This window comes from Paenibacillus sp. 01T443, from assembly GCF_056398325.1.
Genome location: NZ_JBFTPE010000016.1, coordinates 73,041 through 95,214, shown reverse-complemented (window position 1 = coordinate 95,214; position 22,174 = coordinate 73,041). Strand labels below are relative to the sequence as shown.

Below are 22,174 nucleotides of genomic sequence, written 5' to 3'. Positions count from 1 at the left end.
GGCGATTGATAACCGGATCACCGGACATCCCGAAGGAGACGGCATACAATGAAGATCATACTGATATCGCTGGATACGCTTCGCGCCTCAAGGTTGAGCGGGTACGGCTATTCGAAGCCGACGAGCCCATATTTGGACCAGATCGCCGAGCAAGGTGTGCTGTTCGAACGCGCATATGCCGCGGATATTCCAACCGAAGTGGCGCATACCGGCATTTTTACCGGCAAAGTCGGGCTTACGACAGGGATTGTCTCCCACGGCTCAGAGCTGACGCATCTGCCAAAATCGATCCCATGGCTGCCTAACCTGCTGCGCGGCGCCGGCTTCACGACGTCGGCGGTGGACAATCTGTACCAGCTTAAGGAATGGTTTGCGCGCGGCTACCGCTACTATACGAACAGCGTTGGCGGCAATCGCTGGATCGACGGCCGGACCGTCAATGATCTGGCATTGCCGTGGCTGGCGGAGCACAAGGACGAATCATTCTTTTTGTTCCTTCATTATTGGGACGCTCATACGCCTTATTTGCCGCCGGAATCGTATATTCCGGACTTTTATGAAGCGGGGCGGGATCCGTATGATCTGGACAACCGAAGTATGGAACGGGCGTACAACCATCCCGCCTACCCTTTCTTTAAGCATCACCATTACGATCTTGTCGGTCCGGTTACCGACAGCGCCTACTACGACGCGCTATACGACGCAGAAATCCGTTATCTTGATGATCGTCTGAAGGAACTCGACGCTCAGTTGGAGAAGTTGGGTATTAAAGAGGATACGCTGCTGATCCTGTTTGGCGATCATGGTGAAAGTCTGACGGAGCACGACATCTACTGGGATCATTGCGGCTTGTACGAGCCGACCGTCCATGTGCCGATTATTATGCGGTGGCCGGGTCGTATTCCAGAGGGACGCAGGGTGCAGGGACTTGTGCAGCAGGTGGACATTATGCCGACAGTGCTGGAAGCGATACGCAGTGAAAAGCCAGACGGCGTCGATCTTGCGAAGGTTGCAGACCCGCCCTCAATGGACGGCCGAAGTTTATGGCCATCTATACTCAGCGAAATGGACGGTACGCACGAAGCCGTTTACCTGAGTGAATGCGCATGGCAGGCAGCGCGCGGCGTACGGACGAATCGCTACAAATTTATCCGCACGTACGACGCGGGGCCTTTTACTAGACCGCCAAGAGAGCTGTATGATTTGGATGCGGATCCAGAAGAGACGGTGAATCTCGCTGAGCGGGAGCCGGAGCTCGCCGACCAGCTGGAACGGCAGCTGGAAAGCTGGGTGGAAGCGAAGCTGAACGGCCGTGAGGATCCGAAGGACCGGCAGCTCCGCGAGGAGGGACTTCCGTTCCGCAGGCGCATTGAGCAGATTCTGGCGGCATCCGGGATGACTTGGGAAGAATGGTTTCAGGATCCGTGCCGTGAGCGATTCGATCAGGCGGCTGATGGGCGGCATTAACCGATCATCGGATCTTGATCCGATAATGAGGCGAGGGGATGAAGGATGGAACGAATTTTGGGAAGCAATGCTTACATGAAGGATGAATTTCCGTTCTGGATCACTCGTACGGTGCAAACTTCCATTGCCGAACACGGTCACGAGTTCATTGAGCTCGTCTACGTGGTGCAAGGGCAAGGCGTCCATATCTTCCAAGGCAACCATTACAACATTCATGCGGGCGACGTGTTTATTATCAATCCCGGCGAGACACATGCCTATTCCGTAAAGCCTGGCGGGCATATGGAAATCATCAATTGCTTGTTCATGCCGTCCTTTATTCCCGATGCGCTGCTTCAGGAGCTGGAAATAACAGCATCGATGGACTACTTCTATGTGCATCCCTTCCTGAAGCAGGATGTACGCTTCAACCATTACCTGAATCTGAACGGCCAGGAGGCGTCGTCCGTGCTGGCGCTGCTGGAGAGCATGATCCGCGAGTTCAGCAGCCGCGGATCTGGCCACACGACGTTGATCCGCCTGCAGATGGTGGAGCTGCTTGTGCTTCTGTCCCGCTATTACGCCTATATGCAAAGTCATCGTATCCATAGATCCCCTCGCCAATCGGAAAGAGTGATGATGGCCAGACGGATTTCCGGCTATCTCGAACGTCATTTTGACAAAAAAATTACGCTTCAGGCGCTGTCTGGCCTGTTCAATGTCAGCACCCGGCAGCTGAACCGGCTGGTCCGCGAGGAGTTTGGCAAGAGCGTATTCGATCTGCTGCACGAAATTCGTATCGAGCGGGCGAAACGGATGCTGTTGGAGTCCGACCAGAAGGTCATCTACGTCGCGACCATGGTCGGCTACGACGATCCATCGTTCTTCAGCCGACTGTTTGTCCGCTATGCCGGCTGCTCGCCGCGCGAATACCGGACCGGTTCACACGATCAGTGGGAAGGAAAGGAGCCGATAACGCATGCCAGACTCGATGAGAGAGCGGAGGCCTAACTTACTGATAATCACGGCCGACCAATTACGAGAGGATTGCGTCGGCTTCAGCGGCAAATATCCGGTTCGCACACCGCACCTGGACCGGCTGTCTGAGCAGGGAGTCTCCTTCTCCCACGCCTACTCCGTGCTGCCGGTGTGTTCGCCGGCTAGGCAGTCTCTTCTTCGTGGGAGGAGGCCGGAGACATTCGGCGCCCTATGGAATTACAGCGGTGCCCTGCCTGTGGCGGCACTGCCGCCGGAATCCTATACGTGGACGAGAGCGTTAGCGGAAAGTGGCTATGCGATGGCCTATTTGGGCAAATGGGGTGTTAATCCGATGCACGGCCCTACGGCTTATGGTTACGAGTCGTATGTCAGTGAAGCAGTATATCGTGACTTTGTCTCGCAGAAGCATCCAGACGTCCGTTACGAGAACGGATTCTTCGGGGAAGAGAGCCCGCTGCCGCTGGRGGACACGGAGACGCATTGGTTTGCCGCGCGTGCGGGCGAGACACTGGAGCGGCTGCATGATGACGGACGGCCCTGGCATTTGGCGCTGCACTTCAGCGATCCCCACTTGCCCTGCCGACCGTCGGTTCCCTTCGCAGGGATGTACGATGCCGCGGATATCCCAGAATGGGCAGGCTTCCGCGAGACATTTGCCGGCAAGCCGTACATTCAGCGCCAACAGCTGCAGAGCTGGGGCGTCGCCGGTTACGGCTGGCAGGATTGGGCGCCGATCGTTGCCCGTTATTACGCCATTATCAGTCAGCTCGACGATGCGATCGGGCGTGTGATGGAGACGCTGGAGCGGCTAGGCATGGCGGACGACACCATTGTGATCTTTACCGCAGACCACGGTGACATGTGCGGTTCTCATGGCATGATGGATAAGCACTACATCATGTACGACGATGTTGTACGGGTGCCGCTCATCGTTCGGATGCCGGGCGGCGGGGAGGCAGAACCGGGCTGGCGATGCGATAAGTTCGTCTACAATTTTCTGGATTTGCCGCCGACGATTCTGGAGCTTCTCGATTTACATTCACGTGATCCTGGGGATTTGCAGGGCCGCTCACTGGGGCTGCTGCTGGCTGGGGAGGAGCCGGCCGATTGGCGTGACGCCGTCGTGTCGACCTATAACGGCCAGCAGTTTGGGTTGTACACGACTCGGATGATCCGCACAACAGACTGGAAGTACATCTGGAATTTATCGGACGTCGACGAGCTGTACGACTTGGCCGGCGACCCTGGCGAACTGACGAACTTGAGCGGGAAAGCTGATCATGCAGAGCTGCTTGCTGTGCTGAGGAGACGGCTGTACGAGCAGTTGTCCTTGGACGGCGATGCGATCGTCGCCAACGAATGGACACGTCGTCAGCTGCTGCAAGGCGCTAAGCTCGGTGGGACATGAAGAAAAGTGCATAATCCTGCTATAGAAAAATGCCAACTATCTCTGGATATTAAACGAAAGAAAGACAGCCGAATAAATTCGGACTGTCCTTTTCTATCCCTATTATGGCATTGATTGCATTGAATACGTTCTTAGTGTGATAGGCAGTTCTGGAATGCTTAGAAATTAACCCCTGATTCCGTTGAAGCCCAAGACTTTCTCCAAGAGCGCGAAACTGCGTAGAAAACAAGCGTCATAACTAATACGATCGATCCGATAACAAGGAAACCGGTAACGTGAGTGCCTGTCGATTCTTTTAATGGACCAAGAATATATTTAGGAAGCAAGAATCCTCCTAAACCGCCTGCAGCTCCGACGATCCCGGTAACAACTCCGATTTCCTTGGAGAAACGCTGCGGAACAATCTGGAACACCGATCCGTTCCCCATACCGAGGCAAGCCATCATAACACTTGTATAAAGAAGCATAAGAAGGAATGAACCAGGCATTGTTGCAATCGCAAACGCGCATATTGTAACTACGCTAAACAATATGATCAAGAATCGCATTCCGCCAACTTTGTCGGCAATCCAACCGCCAACGGGTCTAAAGAAGCTTCCCGCTATGACTGTAAGGGTAACCAAGTAACCTACTTGTATTTTGGTTAAGCCACCTGGGTTTACGCCATCGCCATACACATCATAGAAGAAAATGCTGAAGTAGCTGGCAAACCCGACAAAACCGCCGAATGTTACCGAGTAGAATAGGGAGAACCACCATGTATCCGCATATTTAAATACACTGAGGTAATCCTTTAAAGTTTTAGGCGCAGGAGCATTCGGAGCATCCTTGGCTAATATTGCATAAATAATCATGATTGCGATCAAAGGTATAAGTGCCAATCCAAAAACAGTGTGCCATCCGTACGCTGTCGCTATCTGAGGTCCAAAAAATGTAGCTAGCGCAGTACCGCTGTTGCCTGCTCCGGCAATTCCCATCGCCAGACCTTGATACTGTGGAGGATACCAGCGGCTTGCCAATGAAAGCGAAACAGCAAAGCTTGCACCCGCGATACCGAGCAAGAACCCAATCGACTGAACTTGAACCAGGCTTGTTCCGCCGAGCCAACCCCAGAGAAGAGGAATAGTGGTAAGCCCCATCCCGATAAGGCCTGCTTTTTTAGCGCCAATACGGTCCGCCAATATCCCCATCGGTATACGGAAAATGGAACCTCCCAAAATCGGGATTGCTACCATGGTTGCCTTCTGAGTATCCGACAAACCAAAATCTTTGGTAATGAAAAGTGCTAAAGCCCCGCAAAATACCCATATCATAAAGCTTACATCAAAATAGAGAAAAGATGACAACAAACTTGGAAAGTGACCAGACTTACGAAAACTTTGTGCTTCCATTTTTCATTCCCCCTATAATTGAAAAACCTTGGTTTTCTTTCCGGCGAAATCATAGCTTTGGCCGGGATCATTCACGTTCATTCGATGCTGGTTCAGTATTTACAACCTCTCTCTCTAATTCCCGGTATTCCCTCCATTTCTCGGTAATCATTAGGCAAAAAGAGGCCGACTGACAGAACCGCACTAATGCGAATTCTGTTAATCGGCCTCATTGCCATTGCAGCCACACCGTCGTGACTGACTTTATTAATAATCGATGTAAAATACAAAGCCTACCCGTCTACAATACTGTATGGATAGACTGCAACGCCGGAACTGACACGTCATTGTGCCGTTGAGCTAAATCTTATATTGCTACTATAAATCGCTTTTCTGTTCATGTCAATAAACTTAACATCAAAATTTTTAATAAATCATTAAATCATCAAAATTTGATCTTTTTGTCTTAATGTTAGTACTTTTATGTTAAGTTACATAACATTGTTCCTGAATGATGAACAGCTTCACTCTGAAACGCATCATTACTAATTATTTGCCGGATGATGAAGATTCCATGCACAATGCTGCTTTACTGGAATGGAATAACATTGACTATAATCCGAACATTAACAAAACCCTGTGAATTCTGTCTTGATTCAAGCGTACATGCACTTCTAGGCTATTACCCACATACAATAAAGAACAGACTTCAGTTTGCTTAGATAAAGCTTCAATTGAGGTTTCATCTAAGCAAATACAACGTGGGGGTGTACGGTAAATGCCTGGACTGTTCTCAGCGATTGCGCTTTTTATTAAACAGCTTTCACTTCTTGTCTCTTATGTCAAAAACAATGCTTTTCCTCAACCGCTTCAAGAGGAGGAAGAAACCAAGCATCTTCAACTGATGGCCGAAGGCAATCAGCGTTCCCGTAACCTGCTCATTGAGCATAATCTCCGCTTAGTCGCTCACATAGTGAAGAGGTTGTGGACGCGAAACGATGTCATTTCGAACTTATAAGAACCAAATACTATGAATGGTGTCACCCATACATATTTGAACCTCGTCCTAAAGCATTAAGGTTGACAAATCATTTGCTAAGTCGTTAGAGGTACTTCTATGGTTCAATATTAATTAATAATTTAAAAAAGCCGCCGATATGAGCGGCTTTTGTTTTTTGTGGGCGAAAACTATCACAGTTTCTCAAGGTGCTTCGATAAGAAAAGTAAATATCGCTTCACGGTGACTGGCAGGTCGAATAGCAGGATGTTATGAAACATTCTCACGTAAAGGAATACCCAATAATGGCGCGGGTTTAGAGGGGTTATAAATATCTGGAAAAAATATGGACAAGAAATCACATAATATGCTATATTATTACCAAATCCGAAAGCATCGGTCAAAAAAGTTCTGTGCGAAAGAATCGCCAGAGCTTTTTTTTGTTTAAAGGGTGGGGGGAATTATATGATTCAGGTCGTTAGTATGGAACGGCTACTTTCCAGATCAAAAGTGATGGAGTGTATTGAGTTATTGGGAAGCATGTATACATCATTAAACATTTTAGTGGAAATACATTCAAGAAATAGTCTAAAGGCAGAGCGTAAAAGCAAAAAACTTGAACTCAAGAAAAATGAATATGATTTAATGCTTTCGCCTAAAGAGGGGGCAAAAGTACCCAAAGGAGTCTATATCCCTGATTTGTATAAAATTAAAATGTTCCCATTTACAATATTAAGAAAAGATTACGATAAGTTATTTCCAGACGGTTCAGATTTGAAATACGAAGAAATGGTGCAATACATGACTATTTCACAGTTATTTCATGAAATTCGACACGCTTGGCAGCATTATAATGATCCTAAAATTTTCAGTAGAGAACAAGAAATCAATGACTTAACAACCGATTTTGATATTTATCAAAATCTTGATACTGAGAAAGACGCGGATAGATTTGATCGTGAACAATCACTGAAATATGCTCCGAGAATTAGAGAAATTTTTGGAGTTAATTCAACAAAGTTTCCTATTTTTCCAAGGTATGGAGAGATGTAAGCAATTAATTAAATTTTCGACTAGGAGGGTAAAATGGCTGAATTAGTAATCAATCAACATTATATACCTCAATTTGTTTTAAATCATTTCTCCAAAAATAAGCAAGTTTGTGAAACGTTATTAAAGAACAAAAAAATTTACAAAACAAATTGCAGTAGATCGATGTCAGAGCGATATACTTATGAACATCCATTTCTTGAAGCAAATGAATTAGAAAAGTTTTTTGGTGACATAGAATCTGATTTTGCTCCTGCAATTAATAAAATAATTAGCTTACTAGACACACAAGAAAATGAAACAGAAAACTTGGATAAGGCAAAAAAACTTATTGAATCATACATGTCAGCGATTATTGTCTTTTATTATAGGAGTGGGGCTTTATTAAATGAATTCTCCTTAGAGAATATGCAAAAAGGAGTCAGAATCGGGTATCTTATTGAAAAATTGTCTAATACCCGTTATATATCTGCACTAGGAGATACAATAAAAAAATATTACCATTTTGCTGTCATTAAAAGTGAAAATAATGAATTCTTAATAAGTGATCAATATTTATCTACGGCAGCATTAGCAATTAAAAGCAGGTTTGCTAATATAAGCAATCGACATATAGGACTTATAGATGTAATATTACTTGTCCCAATTTCAAGTAAATACTACATTGTGTACTATCATGGAAAGAAACCTGATCATATTCAAGAAGGAAAAGTCAATGTTCTTAATAAACAGCAAATAAATGAAATAAATAAAGTCATCATAAACAATTCTTATGTCAAATGTGTTGGGTATTCGGTTGAACCGCTAACAAGAGCACTTGAGAGTTTTAATTATCAATCACCAGCTTCATCGTACATGGAATATGGAGATGGTTCATTGGGCGGAGCAACCCTTAAGAAAGAGGTGTTTTTTTATGAAAAAGATACTAAAGCATGGGAGGAGTTTATTGGAGGAATGTGGTTTCCTTTTAAAGATTTCGGTAGAAATGATCAATGTAAGTGTGGCAGTGGTAAGAAATTAAAAAACTGTTGCCTAGAAACGGTTATGATTATTAAAAAAATGATACCGACATTTGGGGATAAAGACTTAACTTCAAAAGTAAGACCACACCCATCCGCTGTAACTGAATACAGCGTCACAGAATTCTTTAGTACAAAAACAAGATGACATTGTTTAGGACGGAGACATGCAATGTCTTCAAAGAAAATATCATTCTTTTCACAAGAATATGATAACAATTTCTTATCAGAAATGTTATTGGATTTGGAGCAAGAAAAAGATGTTTCCCTTGATCAAGTAATTGTTATCATAGTAAATGACGGTACTTTAGAGACTACTAAATCCTTATTAGAGGATCTAAAAAAGACCATAAAAGCGTGTTGATCAAGAGCTTGTGTTATTGCACAAGAAGTACTAGTTTTACTTAAAAATGGATTTGCTGACGGGGCACTTTCGAGGTATTGGATTTTACGCGAAATATCTACAGTAGAAATTTTATCCGTCAGAATGATGAAATAGTAGTTGGACGATATTACTTACATAACAATATAGAATCGTACAAAGCCATGCAGGAATTTCAGAAATATGCAAAAAAATTAAATCAACGCTTCTTCTAACTCATTAATTTTGGGATCGCATTTTACTATGGCTTCTCAAGCCCAACAATAACTTTTTCCATAGCATGATCCAACTCTAGAAATGGGAATATCGACCTTACTACAGAATGTCGAGCCACTCAGTACATGTTAATCCCAAAGGTATCATGTTTAAATTGGCAAAAGTAGATTTCGAGACGTTATTATTTGGTCCCAGTAATTCTGGTCTAACTTTTCTGGACATTGTGCTGCTATCTCTCTTGACCAAATCAATGTATGTTTTTTAAGTCTGGCCCCTACTATTATGGTTATTTCTACATTAAGAATGATGGCACTATTAGTGGAGGAAATCATTGATGCTTTTATCCAGATTGAAATAAGAGTTGATAAATGAACAGGAGATTAAATAAATGGACGATCTTTTTAAGAAAATTGCTGAGTATTTAGGTTATGGTGCTGTTTCTGTTGCTGTGTTAGGTGCTCTATGGAAATTTTTCTTAAAATTCTTAGTTGAAGAACTTATAAAGTTTAGAGTTACGAAACAACAATCAATACATAAACATGATTTGGATAAACAACTATCGGATCATAAAAATGAATTAGATAAACAATTGAGGCAATTTGAATTCCAAAGTAAGGCTATATTTGATGCTCAAGACAAGTATTTAACTTCTAAATTGGAACTTGAAAGTGTTAAACTTGGTAGAGTTTTCGATCATCTTGAACAAATAAACTTATTGTATACAAATTATTTAATAAACTTTAATAGTTTTATGAACTCAGTAGTAAATAACAATCGCTTAAGAGAAAATTCCGAAAATCTACGATTAGAAGTAGATACTCAAATTATTGATCATATACATAAGGTTGCAATTTATATTCCAGAAGAATTAAGAATAATTCTTAATCAAATGAGAGTTATTATATCTAATTCCTGGCAAGATCCACAAGTATTATATAGAGTTCATGGCTCAATCGGTGTGAATGGTAAACTAGTTGCAGAAACAGCTATACAGATCTTGAGTTCTTACCATAAAGTTTATCTTGACATGGTTAGAAACTATTGTTCAGTAAAAAGTGAAAAATTTGATTACAGTGGTTTATTAGCTAAATATGGTTTTAATGATAGAGGGGAGTTTCAAAACACTGAAATACTGGCTAGATATGTAAAGGGTTGTATTTTATTTCACGAGTATACAGATTCATCGAAAATGATAGAATTACAAAATTCACTTGAGGAAAGTGTTAGTTAAATAAGAATATCTAAAAGGTCAAATTTTTGAGTGGTTTTTTACTTTTATCATTTTAACTATACTATTAAACTATATACATTGTAAGGATAATAGAATATTAAAGCATATCAAAGAAGAGCAACCCGATTAAGTTGCTCTTCTTTTTTTTTAATTTGTTTGAGATCAATCTTCTATTCCTAAAACATCAAGTTCTAATTCAATTCTTTTCTTTTTTTTAATCATTTTAAAAACAAATTCATCATTATTTTCATCTGGGTAATTTGGGTTCTTTTCCTTTTTGGCAGATCCCGAATTTGCGAACATGTCTGCCATAGCCATCCCAGTCAAAGAAAAAATCCCACCTGAATAGTTATATTCTTTTATTTGTACAATGACTAAGCCGTATGTTGCACTGACGAACAATGATTTGTAGAAATGGTATGGCCCTAACCGATCAGGAGGTTGCTTCCACCAAAGATGCGGGTGGTATAACTAAAGTTACAAACACGGGTCGAACCTCGCTGTTCAGCGTCAGCTCGCCGATCTCGGAACGGCTGCGCCCTCAGTTGTCCAATGGCGATGAGGTTGTTTGCATTGATTGCCGAAGGCGTTCCCTTTCCTTGCACAGATCGGCGGGCGTCAGATTGATTTGGTGAGTTCCAACGGGTTGAAAACCAAATCAGCAATTTTGAACGTGGCAGGAGCGGCTTATCAGAAGCAAGGACATTGGAGTTGGATATGCATGTACTGGTATCAGGTTCACTACCCACCGCAACCGATTATTTTATACATTTATACGTGAAGTTCAAGGAGAATTATAGATATTAGTGTGGGGTTGGTTTTTAAAAGTAAAAAACAAAAAAATAAGAAAACCACTCCTTGAGAAGTATGTTTTCTTAAATTCTTTCTAATTTTGTAATTGCTTTTTCGATCAAAATTTCCCTTAAATCATAATATGTTTACTTTTTAATATGATTGGCCGACATTCCTTCATGAGTTCATCATACATCGATATGTTGATTTTACTATTCCGAACTGCATTATCTTCTAGGTATTTTTGGGTTGAATTTATCGTAATGTGATTTACCATCTGTTGAACGATGGAAATATCAGATCCGTTCTCGTACATAATTGTAACGAAGGAACTGCGTATATCATGAACCCGGGTGGGAGGAAGCTTGCCAAGCTCAGAATAACGTTTCAGTTTTTCTCTCACATCGGTATCCTGCATTGGTTTTCCAAGCACGTTAAACAAAGGGTCAGAATTTCCAAGGTTATACTTTTTGCAGTATACACGTAAGGCCTTCATTAATCCTAATTTTGTTGCGACATACATTTGGCGTTTGTTTTTAGTCTTAGCCAAGAAGAAAGTCTGTTCATCAAAATTAAGGTCCTTCTTTGTCAAAGAAAGAATTTCATTAATACGACACCCAGTCGTAAATAGGATGATAAATAATAATGCTTCTTGGGTTACATTATCACTGTGTTCAATTAATGTCATTAGAAACTTTAAAATTTCTTGGCGATTAAAGGCTCTTTTGGTAGGTTCAATATAGTGATCGCGAAGTCGAAATTCAATATCTCTAACAACGTTACGAAAATTATTTTGGGATGCTAGATATTCAAAAAAACTACTCATAGCCGAAGTGGTCGAAGCTAACCAATCGTAGCGCTTACCGATATTTTTTTCGAGGTACGTATCTATTATAGAAGTATTGATAGGCAGGTAGATACCTTTTTCATTATCAAAAGGGATGTACCGTATTCTGTCTAAGTAGATATTTTCTATTGGAATACCGGTCTCAACGGATAAGAATCTAGCAAATTGTAATAATAGACTTTTGTATCTTGATTTTGTTTTCTTGGCTAAATCTGCAGTCAAAATAAAGTTTTGTATTTCATCAATCATTGTCTTCATGAGTGATTGGATCCTCCTCAATTTCTAGCAAAGTAAATAGAATTTTCTCCAGTGGTAGAGGATATTTCTGAGCTTCAGCCACCAGGTCCTGTGGTAACAGCTTGGTGTAAATCAGAGTGCTTTCTATTGTCCGGTGACCAAGCAATTCGGAAATATACTCAATTTTCATCCCCGCCTTTAAACAATTCACTGCATAAGTGTGTCGGAAACAATGGGTTGAGTACTCATTGGCGTGCCCCAGCTTTCTAAATAGGTCACTAATCATGTCTTGTACAGTGCTTACGTCCATTTGTTTATATTTTTTAACATAACTTGTTGTGAACAAATACACCGGAGGTGTTTCACAGTTTTTCGTCACGAGGTCAAGATAGGCATTTAGCAGTTTTTTTAAAAAAGGATACAGTGGTACAAATCGTGTGCGGCGATATTTTCCAACAAGTTTAACCATGTCATTTTTTATATTTACGTCTGTGATTTTAACATTGACTAACTCATCCACTCGAGCACCAGTTCCTAGCAGAAAACAGATGATTGCATGATTTCGATATGCCTCTTGTGTCTTGCTGGCTTCTTGCAATACGGCCGTAACAAGCGTATCAGGCACGGCACGTGGTAGACGTTCCGGTTTCACATAATAGAAAATTTTTTTTATGCTTTCTGTACCATTAAGATGATAATAGTATCCCTTATCCATAGCGAAATATAAAAGGGATCTAATATATTTAGTGTAAGCGTTTCTTGTATGTTTATTTATGCCATTTTGATCGATATTCTCATTCTCAATTCCTCGTTTTAAAACTTTACATTGTTTTAAATAATCAGTAAGAATCTTTTGATCCAAACTCGAAATGTCTTTATCTGCATAATTAGCTATGATAAATTTTGAGAACGGCCGAAGAAAATCTATGTAGTTATCCTTCGACCGCTTAGTGATAACATTTTGTTCAACTCGAGAGTCTAGTTCAACTAGGAACTCATTGATCACCTCAAATATTGTTTTATTGATGGTGTTTTGCTCGGAAAGTTGTCTAAGAATGAACTCTTTATTGTCCCTAACCTTCGTTAGAAGTTCAAAGGGTAAGTCTATTAGATTGCAAAGTTCCTTCAATGTGTATCGCTCTTGACTCATAAATTAAACTCCTTCTCGAACCTTTTAGTTGGATCATGGGAAAAGGTGTTTTTCTTCAACCTTTCCGGCGACTTGTGCCTATACCAATCTGTTGAACTCAGTATCTTGTGTCCCGCCGCGGCAGCTACTTTCCGCAAGTCGTATCCTGCTTCACAAGCATTTGTAATATAGGTATGGCGAAGTGCAACAGGAGGGTTCTTTGATTTTCCGAAGGCGAAATTGTTGATTTTATAAAAAATATTGTAAATCTCTCGCGAACAAATCGGGTGTCCATTTTTCTTTAAAAAGAGAGTGTCATCTAGTGGATCAAAAGTATCCCTTAAAGAAATATATTGATTGATGCAATCCATTACAGTCTTGTTCATTTTTAATTTCCGATTTTTAGATTTCTTTGATTTAAACAAAGCGGTGTAATCTGTATGCCAGAGATCTTGAGTTTTTAAATTGCAAATTTCAATTGATCGGCAGCCGGTAATAATTAAAATCAAAATAATTGACACATTTCGATACGCTAGTCGAATATCAGGAGTCGTTGCAAAAACCGATTCAATCATTACCTTCATGTCGTCGGTTTCCACATAATCATTTCTTCTTGCCCGATCTCTGTGCAAAAATCTCGGTGGTTGGTATTGAATATCTGACAGGTTCTCTTTCCTAAGATATCTAAAGAATTGTGAGACAGTTCGGAGTAAAGAGTAGGCGTATATTTTCTTTATCTGTCGTCTTTCAATCCGATTTCTTTGGTATTTTTCATACTCCAAGATATGAGTTAAGTCGATTTCGCTAAATTCATATTCCAAGTGGAAATCGATCTTGTAACGGTCGCTTAAGAATTTGAAAAATAGATTTAGATGCTTCCTATATGTGTGGATTTGACTGAATTTCTTAACGTCCTCAAGATATTTTAAAAAACTCTGGACTATTTTAACTTGAGGTTGATTGCCTGATTCCAAGCTGTTTAAAAGAGATCGTGAAATTTTGTGAAAACACAGAAATTTTTTTATATCATTGAGATAGTATTGGGCCAAGTATTTTTTCTTCGTTCTCTGTATTTCGTCTTTGTATAGCAATACTTGTTCAGATGTTATTAATATGATGTCGTTTTTGTCTAAGTCTTGTATTTCTTTTGTAAGCGTTTTTCCTATAAACCTTAGAAAGTGTGTAAGTCGGCCCGTTATGGCCTGTACAGTTCTTATTGAAGCACGATAATTTACAAGATATTGATTAATTAAGGGAGACTGTGATTGGTGGCCTACCGGTATAGTTTTAATTGTCTTACTTAAGATCATTGCAGCTTCCATTTTTTCAACTCCTCGTATATTCAGAAACAATTGGAAATGGTATAGTAGATATATCTGGAAGTAATTTGTAAAGCGTTCCCCTGGCATGCGCCTTGGGGGAAATTAAGTTCTAATTGGTCGAAAGCCACTAATTGTGAATTCTATTTTAGCTACCTTACTTAAATGCGTTCTAAAACGTGAATGCACCCATTTCAACACTGCTGTTTGGTGTTTATGGGTGTATTTTTATTTTTCCCGGAATTGTAAATTAAATACTAGATTTCCAACCTACTTTTTTGTAGGTCGGAAATCTAATGGGAAAAGATGGATCAACTATTGATCCATCTTTTTTTTTTTGTCAGGTGTAATGAGTTTCCAAGTATCATTTTGAAAAGTCTTATGCGAATGCATTTTAACAACCTCCTCTCGGTTCACAATTGTACCCGATATTTTCGGAATAATAGCAGAAACCCCAACAGGGGGTTGCCCAAAATATAGAATGCATGAAAAGTGAAATGTTTTTGGATAAAAAAAAGAATTGTGACCCCAAGAGCGGGTCAATAGCCATTTATATACAATTATCAAATATAATACAAAAAGGTGATGCGCTTGGACGAATATAAACTTTTGAATGATGATTCTGAATATAAACGTTTTCATGATATCGTGGAGCGGTTTCTCAATCCGTTAGGAGCCACAAACGGGATTTTTCGCCCAAAAAGGGGCGATAAAAAAAAGGGTGACAAGGAAAATCTGGATGATAAAGAAAATGAAAATTATGATTCAACTCATGTATATCTTAAAGATGCACGAGAGATGAAAATAATGCTGCGACGCGCATATTTCTATAACAATCCACGAAAGTTGGACTCTGTTTTGTTAAAGTTAGACCCGATCAATCGTCTTAGACAATGTACAACTTTGGTGAATTTAACGAATAAGGAGGTTAAAGCGAGTTTTAAAAATCTAGGGGGGCCTATGAGTGGTACTGGCCACGACATCGTAATGGGTTATCAAAAAAAGGAAACTAATATGACTAAGTTATCGTACCAAATGATGACATCGATTTTAATGGAGTTGCCAGCAGAGTATTGTATTGAAATGACCCCAGATCTCACAGAAACTTCTGGATTCGAATTTTATTCAATGGGAATCAAAATTGTATCTATGAACGAATTGCTGAAGAGTATCAGACACGCTCTTGAAGATGCACGAACGCGGCTAGTTAAAGGGATCGCGAAACAAGCATCTGCGTTAGTTGTTCGAACAAGCAGCAATGAACTTTTTTTAAATGTGCATATTTATAAAAACTTCTACGAGTTAAGATTTTCTCTACCCATATCTCGACATATAGTCGGTGACGAATTGTTAAAAGTGCTCTCCCCATTAAGACCTTATTGCTATTACTATGCTCCATCAATTTTACGACCGAATCGTATTAAACTCTGTATTGTCGGTACGGATCAAAAAAGCAAAATTGGTATGGCTAATTATGTGAATGAAATTCGCAAAATCACGTCTGTTACAGAGTTACAGGATGATATAAACGCTTTCACTTAAATAAATAACCCTCCTGTAGGGTTATAAGTAATTAATGTATGATTCATGAGTAACCTTCTGAAGAAAACACTTCAGGAGGTTTTTTATGTCTAATGAAAAGAACGAAGAAGAGTTACGAAGAAAAGCGTTTGAGGTAGTTCATCAGTTATTGAAGCAGGAGGAGGAGAGAGTAACAAACCAAGAATGCAATCGGAAACCGGAACGGAGTGAGACAGATAAAGAATAAGATAAACGATGAGGATCAGACCCAAATAGTTGATAAACGAAAAGAAATACAAGCAAAGGAAAAAGTTATCGACTACATATTGAAAAAAATCATCATCAAAACCGACTGAAATAATATCAGCCAGTTAACAAGAACAGTATAACCGACTGATATTACTTCAGTCGGTTTATTTTTTGTTAAATAGGACATACTTTTCCGATGAGAACAAATGTTCTTATTTGAGAGGTGGGTTGAAATTGCCAATACAATCTAAAAAAGCCTACATCACACAGAATGGAATCGAAGTAGATGGGGCTGTCTATACTTGTTCATTATCTGTTAAAGATCAATGGTATTTAAAGAGCCTTGAGTCAGGTCCCGTTGAAATTGATTTTTATGTTGATTCAAATAAACCAGATGAAGGTTTTATTCATTTCAGTGTTAGAAATGAAATGTGTTTTCGAGTTAATCGAAGAGAAAATACTTCAGATTTGTTGGAACCTTACTTCGAAAAAATGCAAATGGTTAAAGAGATAAAAAGCTTTTTGGATAGGAGAAGTGTTAACAAGGGAAGAGGAGTTTTTAAAAAAGGGGAATAAACCATGATTACTGCCGTTTATGCTAGGGTTTCAACGGGCATGCAGGCTATTGAGGGAACTAGTCTAGATGGCCAGGTGGATCTATGCATCCAAAAAGCTAAGGAGTTAAACGTAGTTGTTGCTGATATCAAAGTATACAGAGAAGAAGGTTTCAGCGGTGAAGATATAGATCGACCCGTCATGAACGAACTTAGGGAGGATATTAGATCAGGTTTGATTTCGCAGATTATTATTACACATCCTGATCGTCTATCTCGTGACTTGACGGATAAATTGTTTATCTGTCGTGAGATTGAATCGAAAAATGTAAATTTGCTTTTCGTTGACACTGAATATAAAAATACGCCAGAAGGGCAATTGTTTTTCAACTTGATCAGTGTCATCGCACAGTATGAACTATCATTGATTAAAAAGAGAACGATTCGAGGACGAATTAAAGCAGTAGAAAAAGATAAAAAAATTATGCCAATGAGAGTGCCACCGTTTGGTTATGACCTGTTAGAAAATCGTTTAGTCATTAATGAAATAGAGGCAAGATATGTGGAATTGATTTTTAAGTGGTACGTTTTCGAAAACCTAACAATGAGAGAGATCGGAAACAAATTAGTCGAAATGGGAGCAGAGCCAAAAAGAGCGGAAAGTAAAAACTGGAGTGCGAGTTCAAYTCAAAATGTGCTTAAGAGCGAAATATACATCGGAAAGTACTTTTACAATAGAAGACATACTCAAAAACTGAAAGGGGAGCGCACGAAAAATGGTGCACCAAAAAGAACATATACAATTCGTGATAAAAAAGATTGGATTCTTGTTGAAATACCGCCTGTCATTGATGAAGCGTTATTTAAACAAGCACAAAAGCAAAGAGTAATAAATACGAAGAACGCTGGTAATGTGAAATATGAGTATTTGCTCAAATCTTTACTTAGATGTGGACATTGTGGGCGCAAGTGGGAAGCAACCACGTATTCGGGAGGTTATGATAAGTCATCAGGAAAACGCGAAAAGTATAGAGTTTATCGCTGTCCGAATAAAAACCCGAAAATTTTTGGTAAGAACATTCAAGCTTGCCCTAGTCGTTCAATAAGAGCTGAGACCATTGACGCTTATGTATGGGCATTAATTATGGAGGTCATATCTGACCCGGAGGAGTACATAGAGAGATTGAATAGTAAGAAGGGATCACTACTGGGAGAATTAGCTCTGATAACTGAATCTATTCAGAAGCAAATTTCGGTAAAAGAAAAGGAGGCTGAGAAGATTAAGATTTTATTTAAAAAAGAATTGATTGATGAGGATGAAATGGAGATGGAGTTCCGTTTAATTAAAGATGAAACGAGGGAATTAAAGATACGATTCAATACATATAAGGATCAGATTCGGCAATTGAAGGAAGAGGCTACAACACATGAGGAGAATGTAAATGTTATTGAGAAAATCAATAATTTCATACAGCAAAATGGGAATAAATTAAGTTTTGAAGACAGAAGGTTTGTAGTTAATAGTCTTGTTGATGAGCTGCTTATTAGATACGGTGAATCAGAAATAACAATAACTGCAGTTGGCTATTTAGATGAACTTCGTTCAGGTTCTAAACATGAGAAAAATACTAGGGCTCCTATGATTGTGGGGAATTTAAAAAGCAAATAAAATGGGGCGGTATCTTCTGAAGGTAAGGATGGAATTTTCCTTATCTGAGATTTTTATATGAAAGGAATAGATTGTTATGTACACAGCTATTTATGTACGTGTCTCTACAATTAATCAAGTAATTGATGGCACAAGCCTGGAGAGCCAAATTGAGCTATGTCTCGCAAAAGCAAAGGAACTGAATGTAAACGAAGACAAGTTGAACATTTATAAAGAAAGGGGAGTTAGTGGTGAAGATATTGAAAGGCCTGAATTAAATAGGCTTAGGAAAGATGTACGAGACGGATTAATCTCAAATGTGATAGTAACTCATCCAGATCGACTTTCACGGGATTTAACGGATAAATTGACTTTGTGCCGAGAATTTGAGGATGAGGACATTAATCTAATCTTTATTGATGGAGAATATAAAAAAACATCTGAAGGTCAATTGTTCTTTAATTTAATGAGTGTAATTGCACATTACGAATTAGCATTAATAAAGAGAAGAACAATTCGCGGCCGTCTTAATGCAGTAGAAAAAAACAAGAAAGTAATGCCAATGAGATCTGCTCCATATGGCTATGATTGGTGTGATGGTGCTTTATTAGTTAATGAGGATGAGGCACGTTTTGTAAGGCTAATTTATAAATGGTACGTACATGACGAGTTAACTGTCAAAGAAATTGGTACTAAGCTATTTGTTATGGGGGCAACRCCTAAACGAGCAGAAAGTAAAAACTGGGGTGCAAGCTCAATATTAAGAATTTTGACATCAGAGATTTATAAAGGAATCTATTATTACAATCGGCGAAATTGGAATAAAATAAAAGGACAGCGAACTAAATCAGGGGCACCTAAAAAAACATATTCATTACGTGATGAAAAGGAATGGATATCGGTGGAGGTGCCCTTGATTATAGATGAGGAGTTATATGAGCTTGCAAAAGTACAACGAGTTAATAATATGAGAGGAACTGGAGACGTTAAACATGAATATTTACTTAATTCACTAATAAGATGTGGGCATTGTGGTAGGAAGTGGTCTGCAACAAATTATTCAGGTCGAATCAATAAAGCAACAGGCCAAAAAGTGATCTATAAGTGTTATCGCTGCCCTAATATCTTTCCAAGAAGATACGGGGAGAACATTCCAAAATGTCCAAGTCATACAGTAAGAGCTGAGATTATTGAAGAATGTGTTTGGGAAATGATTATGGAGATAATATCTGATCCGAATGACTACATGAATCAATTAATTAAAAACTCCATGGAAGCAATTTCAGAATTAGAGAACCTAGCGGAATCCGTTCAATCACAGATTTTACTAAAGGAAAAAGAAATAAATAAGATAAAGATTATGTATAAACGGGAGGTCATCGACGAGAAAGAAATGGAAGATGAATTTATCATAGTGAAGGGCGCAATTAATGAGTTGAAAATGAAACGAGTTCAATATTTAGAACAGATAAACACATTGAAAAGTAAACGGAGTACAGATGAGAACAATAATGAAGCGTTTCAAAGTATTTTAGCATTTATTAATCAGAGAGGGAGTGAACTTGGTGTTAATGACAAGAGGTTTCTCGTTGAATCACTTTTGAATGAAATAATCGTCACCTGTAAAGAGCCGAACATTCAAATTAAAGTTGTAGGATTTTTAAGTGAACTTCATTTAGGACTTAGTAAGGATACAGTTAAGGAGTTTGATGGGCCACCAGTTATTTTAAATGGTGTGATACAAAGAAAAAGAGGGAGAAGCATTATGTGAATTCTGTCTTGAATCAGGCGTACATGCACGTATAGGCTATTACCCACATACAATAAAGAACAGACTTCAATTTGCTTAGATAAAGCTTCAATTGTGCTTATCATCTAAGCAAATACAACGTGGGGGTGTACGGTAAATGCCTGGACTGTTCTCAGCGATTGCGCTTTTTATTAAACAGCTTTCACTTCTTGTCTCTTATGTCAAAAATAATGCTTTTCCTCAACCGCTTCAAGAGGAGGAAGAAACAAAGCATTTGCAATTGATGGCAGAAGGTAATCAGCGTTCCCGTAACCTACTAATTGAACACAATCTTCGCTTGGTAGCCCATATTGTAAAAAAATTCGACAATACAGGTGAAGATCTCGAGGATCTAATTTCGATCGGCACGATTGGACTTATCAAGGCCATCGAGAGTTTCCAGACAGGAAAAGGCACGAAGCTCGCGACATTTGCGGCTCGTTGTATCGAGAATGAAATACTTATGCATCTGCGTTCTTTAAAGAAGACGCGGAAAGACGTTTCTTTGCATGATCCGATTGGCACGGATAAGGAAGGTAATGAAATTACATTGATCGATATCCTCGGTACTGAGGCTGATGATATCGTGGATAAGGTGCAGCTGAAGATTGAGAAATCGAAGATCTATAAGAATCTGGATATACTCGATGACCGGGAGAAGGAAGTCGTTATCGGCCGCTTTGGGCTGGAACATGGCGGGGATGAGCGGACGCAGCGGGAGATTGCTAAGGAATTAGGGATCTCGCGGAGTTATGTGTCGCGGATAGAGAAGCGGGCACTCATGAAGCTGTATCATGAGTTTTATAAGGCGAAGAGATAAACTGTTTAATCTGTTTTTATTGGAACATTCACTTTTGAGATCGAGGTAGCTAAATGGTTAAACATATGATGGATAAGCCATATATTCAGGAAGTATTAAAGGAATTGGAGTCCTTAGGCTATGTAGATGCTAAAGGAATATTGCTGCGATATTACAGGCCTGTGAAACGTTCTTTTGGATTTTATTTAAATGCTTATGATTTTGCTAGAGAAATTGATTCGGTTAATAAGGCCGTTCTCAAGAAATACAATCCTGATGATCCAGATCAGATTTATATTGGACACTTGAAGGAACGTTTGAAAAGAAAGGCTAAATATTAGTGTAGTAGTAGTTATTGAGTGGTTGAAAATAAAGCTGGTTCATGCGTTTGTAAATTTTTTAGGACAACGAAAATTGGGAGGATAGTGTCCAATGGGCTTGCAGGTTTAAATCCTGTCTGCCGCAGCATATATAACAATTAGAAAACCCTTGCGGCGCAAGGGTTTTTTATGTTGTCTTTTTCTCGTCGTATTACGTCTTTGAGAGCTTTAGGGATGTTGTTGACGAATTGTTGAAGAGAATTGCATGAGGAATGGTTCTCTATATCGATGGAGCTTCCAACGATCTTTGTGCTTATTCGCTTTTAAATCGCTTGGGCAAGATTGGAGTAATTTTTACTATTTCTTGCCTAGGAATCACCCATACCTCTGAACTGTTCGAAATTTTCACGTGACTACCCTCAGCATCTTCAAGGTAGCCCTCATGAGTCGCCATGGTTTCTAGCTCCAATACAACRACAAGCTCTAAATATTCATCAATCCACATTGAATCACCCTCCTAATTTAAAGAGAAATTCGATGAAATTGAGGATTATCCTTCATCAATTTCACCTTTGTATAAATCATTCAGTAAATTAGGCAGGACGATCCTATTGGCAAGCCACATTAGAATCATGCCGCTGTCGATGCCCGTAGCCTCATCAATCTCTCGATCTTCAGGCACAGATCCTCAGCATTCTGCTCGAGATGAATGATTAGCTTTTGTCGATCAATGCACAAGGTTGGCACACTCAATGTCTCGGATCATAACCAATTGCTATCAACCGTAAATCGAGCCGCTCAGCGAAAATTGAGTTCGTAAGCGGTTTTACTAATTGCTAGCGTGATCCCGTC

At 39.9% G+C, this 22,174-nt stretch carries 21 protein-coding genes and 1 pseudogene; 15 read left to right on the top strand and 7 right to left on the bottom strand.

Annotated features, from left to right (window positions below; all coding sequences use genetic code 11):
* Positions 1-48 precede the first annotated feature (48 nt).
* From AC1DLI_RS25450 to AC1DLI_RS25440, 3 genes are read left to right on the top strand one after another with little or no spacing between them, the layout of a single operon-like run.
* Entirely contained in the window at positions 49-1,467 is a 1,419-nt protein-coding gene (locus tag AC1DLI_RS25450) for a sulfatase family protein (RefSeq protein ID WP_477607264.1), read from the top strand.
* Positions 1,468-1,512: 45 nt separating this feature from the next.
* Positions 1,513-2,457, top strand: a complete 945-nt coding sequence (locus AC1DLI_RS25445; protein ID WP_477607263.1) for an AraC family transcriptional regulator — start codon at positions 1,513-1,515, stop codon at positions 2,455-2,457.
* Entirely contained in the window at positions 2,426-3,853 is a 1,428-nt protein-coding gene (locus AC1DLI_RS25440) for a sulfatase family protein (RefSeq protein WP_477607262.1), read from the top strand. Before AC1DLI_RS25445 ends, AC1DLI_RS25440 begins: the two co-directional genes overlap by 32 nt.
* Before the next feature lie 158 nt (positions 3,854-4,011).
* Here the strand turns inward: AC1DLI_RS25440 and AC1DLI_RS25435 are convergent, their stop codons facing one another.
* Complete coding sequence (locus tag AC1DLI_RS25435; RefSeq protein WP_477607261.1) at positions 4,012-5,244, bottom strand: nitrate/nitrite transporter; 1,233 nt, start codon at positions 5,242-5,244, stop codon at positions 4,012-4,014.
* Positions 5,245-6,001: 757 nt separating this feature from the next.
* Here AC1DLI_RS25435 and AC1DLI_RS25430 point away from each other — a divergent pair.
* From AC1DLI_RS25430 to AC1DLI_RS25410, 5 genes and pseudogenes are all read left to right on the top strand, one after another.
* Positions 6,002-6,238 (top strand): annotated as a pseudogene (locus AC1DLI_RS25430) (RNA polymerase subunit sigma-70); the annotation flags it as partial.
* 447 nt (positions 6,239-6,685) lie between these two features.
* Positions 6,686-7,273, top strand: coding sequence for a hypothetical protein (locus AC1DLI_RS25425; protein ID WP_477607260.1), 588 nt, complete (start codon positions 6,686-6,688; stop codon positions 7,271-7,273).
* Between the two features lie 33 nt (positions 7,274-7,306).
* Positions 7,307-8,437, top strand: a complete 1,131-nt coding sequence (locus AC1DLI_RS25420; protein WP_477607259.1) for a DUF4238 domain-containing protein — start codon at positions 7,307-7,309, stop codon at positions 8,435-8,437.
* A gap of 24 nt (positions 8,438-8,461) precedes the next feature.
* Complete coding sequence (locus AC1DLI_RS25415) at positions 8,462-8,653, top strand: hypothetical protein (RefSeq protein WP_477607258.1); 192 nt, start codon at positions 8,462-8,464, stop codon at positions 8,651-8,653.
* A gap of 622 nt (positions 8,654-9,275) precedes the next feature.
* Positions 9,276-10,118, top strand: coding sequence for a hypothetical protein (locus AC1DLI_RS25410; protein WP_477607257.1), 843 nt, complete (start codon positions 9,276-9,278; stop codon positions 10,116-10,118).
* A gap of 162 nt (positions 10,119-10,280) precedes the next feature.
* On the opposite strand, the gene AC1DLI_RS25405 is transcribed toward AC1DLI_RS25410, so the two are convergent.
* The 4 genes from AC1DLI_RS25405 to AC1DLI_RS25390 form a co-directional block, all read right to left on the bottom strand.
* On the bottom strand, positions 10,281-10,445 hold the full coding sequence (locus AC1DLI_RS25405; RefSeq protein WP_477607256.1) for a hypothetical protein: 165 nt from the start codon (positions 10,443-10,445) through the stop codon (positions 10,281-10,283).
* 595 nt (positions 10,446-11,040) lie between these two features.
* Positions 11,041-12,015: a tyrosine-type recombinase/integrase gene (locus tag AC1DLI_RS25400; protein ID WP_477607255.1), complete on the bottom strand. Its 975-nt coding sequence runs from the start codon at positions 12,013-12,015 to the stop codon at positions 11,041-11,043.
* Positions 11,999-13,144 carry a tyrosine-type recombinase/integrase gene (locus tag AC1DLI_RS25395; RefSeq protein WP_477607254.1) on the bottom strand — a complete coding sequence of 382 codons (1,146 nt, stop codon included), beginning with the start codon at positions 13,142-13,144 and terminating at the stop codon, positions 11,999-12,001. Before AC1DLI_RS25395 ends, AC1DLI_RS25400 begins: the two co-directional genes overlap by 17 nt.
* Positions 13,141-14,445 carry a tyrosine-type recombinase/integrase gene (locus AC1DLI_RS25390; RefSeq protein WP_477607253.1) on the bottom strand — a complete coding sequence of 435 codons (1,305 nt, stop codon included), beginning with the start codon at positions 14,443-14,445 and terminating at the stop codon, positions 13,141-13,143. The genes AC1DLI_RS25395 and AC1DLI_RS25390 overlap by 4 nt, the downstream gene beginning before the upstream one ends.
* Before the next feature lie 588 nt (positions 14,446-15,033).
* Here AC1DLI_RS25390 and AC1DLI_RS25385 point away from each other — a divergent pair.
* From AC1DLI_RS25385 to AC1DLI_RS25355, 7 genes are all read left to right on the top strand, one after another.
* Entirely contained in the window at positions 15,034-15,984 is a 951-nt protein-coding gene (locus tag AC1DLI_RS25385; RefSeq protein ID WP_477607252.1) for a hypothetical protein, read from the top strand.
* An 85-nt stretch (positions 15,985-16,069) separates the two neighbouring features.
* A complete protein-coding gene (locus tag AC1DLI_RS25380; protein WP_477607251.1) occupies positions 16,070-16,210 on the top strand; it encodes a hypothetical protein in 141 nt (46 codons plus the stop codon).
* Between the two features lie 236 nt (positions 16,211-16,446).
* Positions 16,447-16,788 (top strand): hypothetical protein, encoded by a 342-nt coding sequence (locus AC1DLI_RS25375; RefSeq protein WP_477607250.1) that lies wholly within the window; start codon positions 16,447-16,449, stop codon positions 16,786-16,788.
* 3 nt (positions 16,789-16,791) lie between these two features.
* A complete protein-coding gene (locus tag AC1DLI_RS25370) occupies positions 16,792-18,435 on the top strand; it encodes a recombinase family protein (RefSeq protein WP_477607249.1) in 1,644 nt (547 codons plus the stop codon).
* 76 nt (positions 18,436-18,511) lie between these two features.
* Entirely contained in the window at positions 18,512-20,185 is a 1,674-nt protein-coding gene (locus AC1DLI_RS25365) for a recombinase family protein (protein ID WP_477607248.1), read from the top strand.
* Positions 20,186-20,321: 136 nt separating this feature from the next.
* A complete protein-coding gene (gene sigK / locus AC1DLI_RS25360; RefSeq protein WP_053374990.1) occupies positions 20,322-21,023 on the top strand; it encodes an RNA polymerase sporulation sigma factor SigK in 702 nt (233 codons plus the stop codon).
* Positions 21,024-21,076: 53 nt separating this feature from the next.
* Complete coding sequence (locus AC1DLI_RS25355; protein WP_477607247.1) at positions 21,077-21,343, top strand: hypothetical protein; 267 nt, start codon at positions 21,077-21,079, stop codon at positions 21,341-21,343.
* 292 nt (positions 21,344-21,635) lie between these two features.
* Here the strand turns inward: AC1DLI_RS25355 and AC1DLI_RS25350 are convergent, their stop codons facing one another.
* Both AC1DLI_RS25350 and AC1DLI_RS25345 read right to left on the bottom strand, forming a co-directional pair.
* Positions 21,636-21,827: a hypothetical protein gene (locus AC1DLI_RS25350; RefSeq protein WP_477607246.1), complete on the bottom strand. Its 192-nt coding sequence runs from the start codon at positions 21,825-21,827 to the stop codon at positions 21,636-21,638.
* 45 nt (positions 21,828-21,872) lie between these two features.
* On the bottom strand, positions 21,873-22,004 hold the full coding sequence (locus AC1DLI_RS25345; protein ID WP_477607245.1) for a hypothetical protein: 132 nt from the start codon (positions 22,002-22,004) through the stop codon (positions 21,873-21,875).
* Positions 22,005-22,174: the final 170 nt, after the last annotated feature.

Coding starts and splice junctions, on each gene's coding strand:
- AC1DLI_RS25425 (WP_477607260.1), top strand. CDS start 6,686: ATGATTCAGGTCGTTAGTATGGAACGGCTACTTTCCAGATCAAAAGTG.
- AC1DLI_RS25420 (WP_477607259.1), top strand. CDS start 7,307: ATGGCTGAATTAGTAATCAATCAACATTATATACCTCAATTTGTTTTA.
- AC1DLI_RS25355 (WP_477607247.1), top strand. CDS start 21,077: ATGGTTAAACATATGATGGATAAGCCATATATTCAGGAAGTATTAAAG.
- AC1DLI_RS25390 (WP_477607253.1), bottom strand. CDS start 14,445: ATGGAAGCTGCAATGATCTTAAGTAAGACAATTAAAACTATACCGGTA.
- AC1DLI_RS25395 (WP_477607254.1), bottom strand. CDS start 13,144: ATGAGTCAAGAGCGATACACATTGAAGGAACTTTGCAATCTAATAGAC.
- AC1DLI_RS25400 (WP_477607255.1), bottom strand. CDS start 12,015: ATGAAGACAATGATTGATGAAATACAAAACTTTATTTTGACTGCAGAT.
- AC1DLI_RS25410 (WP_477607257.1), top strand. CDS start 9,276: ATGGACGATCTTTTTAAGAAAATTGCTGAGTATTTAGGTTATGGTGCT.
- AC1DLI_RS25445 (WP_477607263.1), top strand. CDS start 1,513: ATGGAACGAATTTTGGGAAGCAATGCTTACATGAAGGATGAATTTCCG.
- AC1DLI_RS25450 (WP_477607264.1), top strand. CDS start 49: ATGAAGATCATACTGATATCGCTGGATACGCTTCGCGCCTCAAGGTTG.
- AC1DLI_RS25380 (WP_477607251.1), top strand. CDS start 16,070: ATGTCTAATGAAAAGAACGAAGAAGAGTTACGAAGAAAAGCGTTTGAG.
- AC1DLI_RS25415 (WP_477607258.1), top strand. CDS start 8,462: ATGTCTTCAAAGAAAATATCATTCTTTTCACAAGAATATGATAACAAT.
- sigK (WP_053374990.1), top strand. CDS start 20,322: ATGCCTGGACTGTTCTCAGCGATTGCGCTTTTTATTAAACAGCTTTCA.
- AC1DLI_RS25435 (WP_477607261.1), bottom strand. CDS start 5,244: ATGGAAGCACAAAGTTTTCGTAAGTCTGGTCACTTTCCAAGTTTGTTG.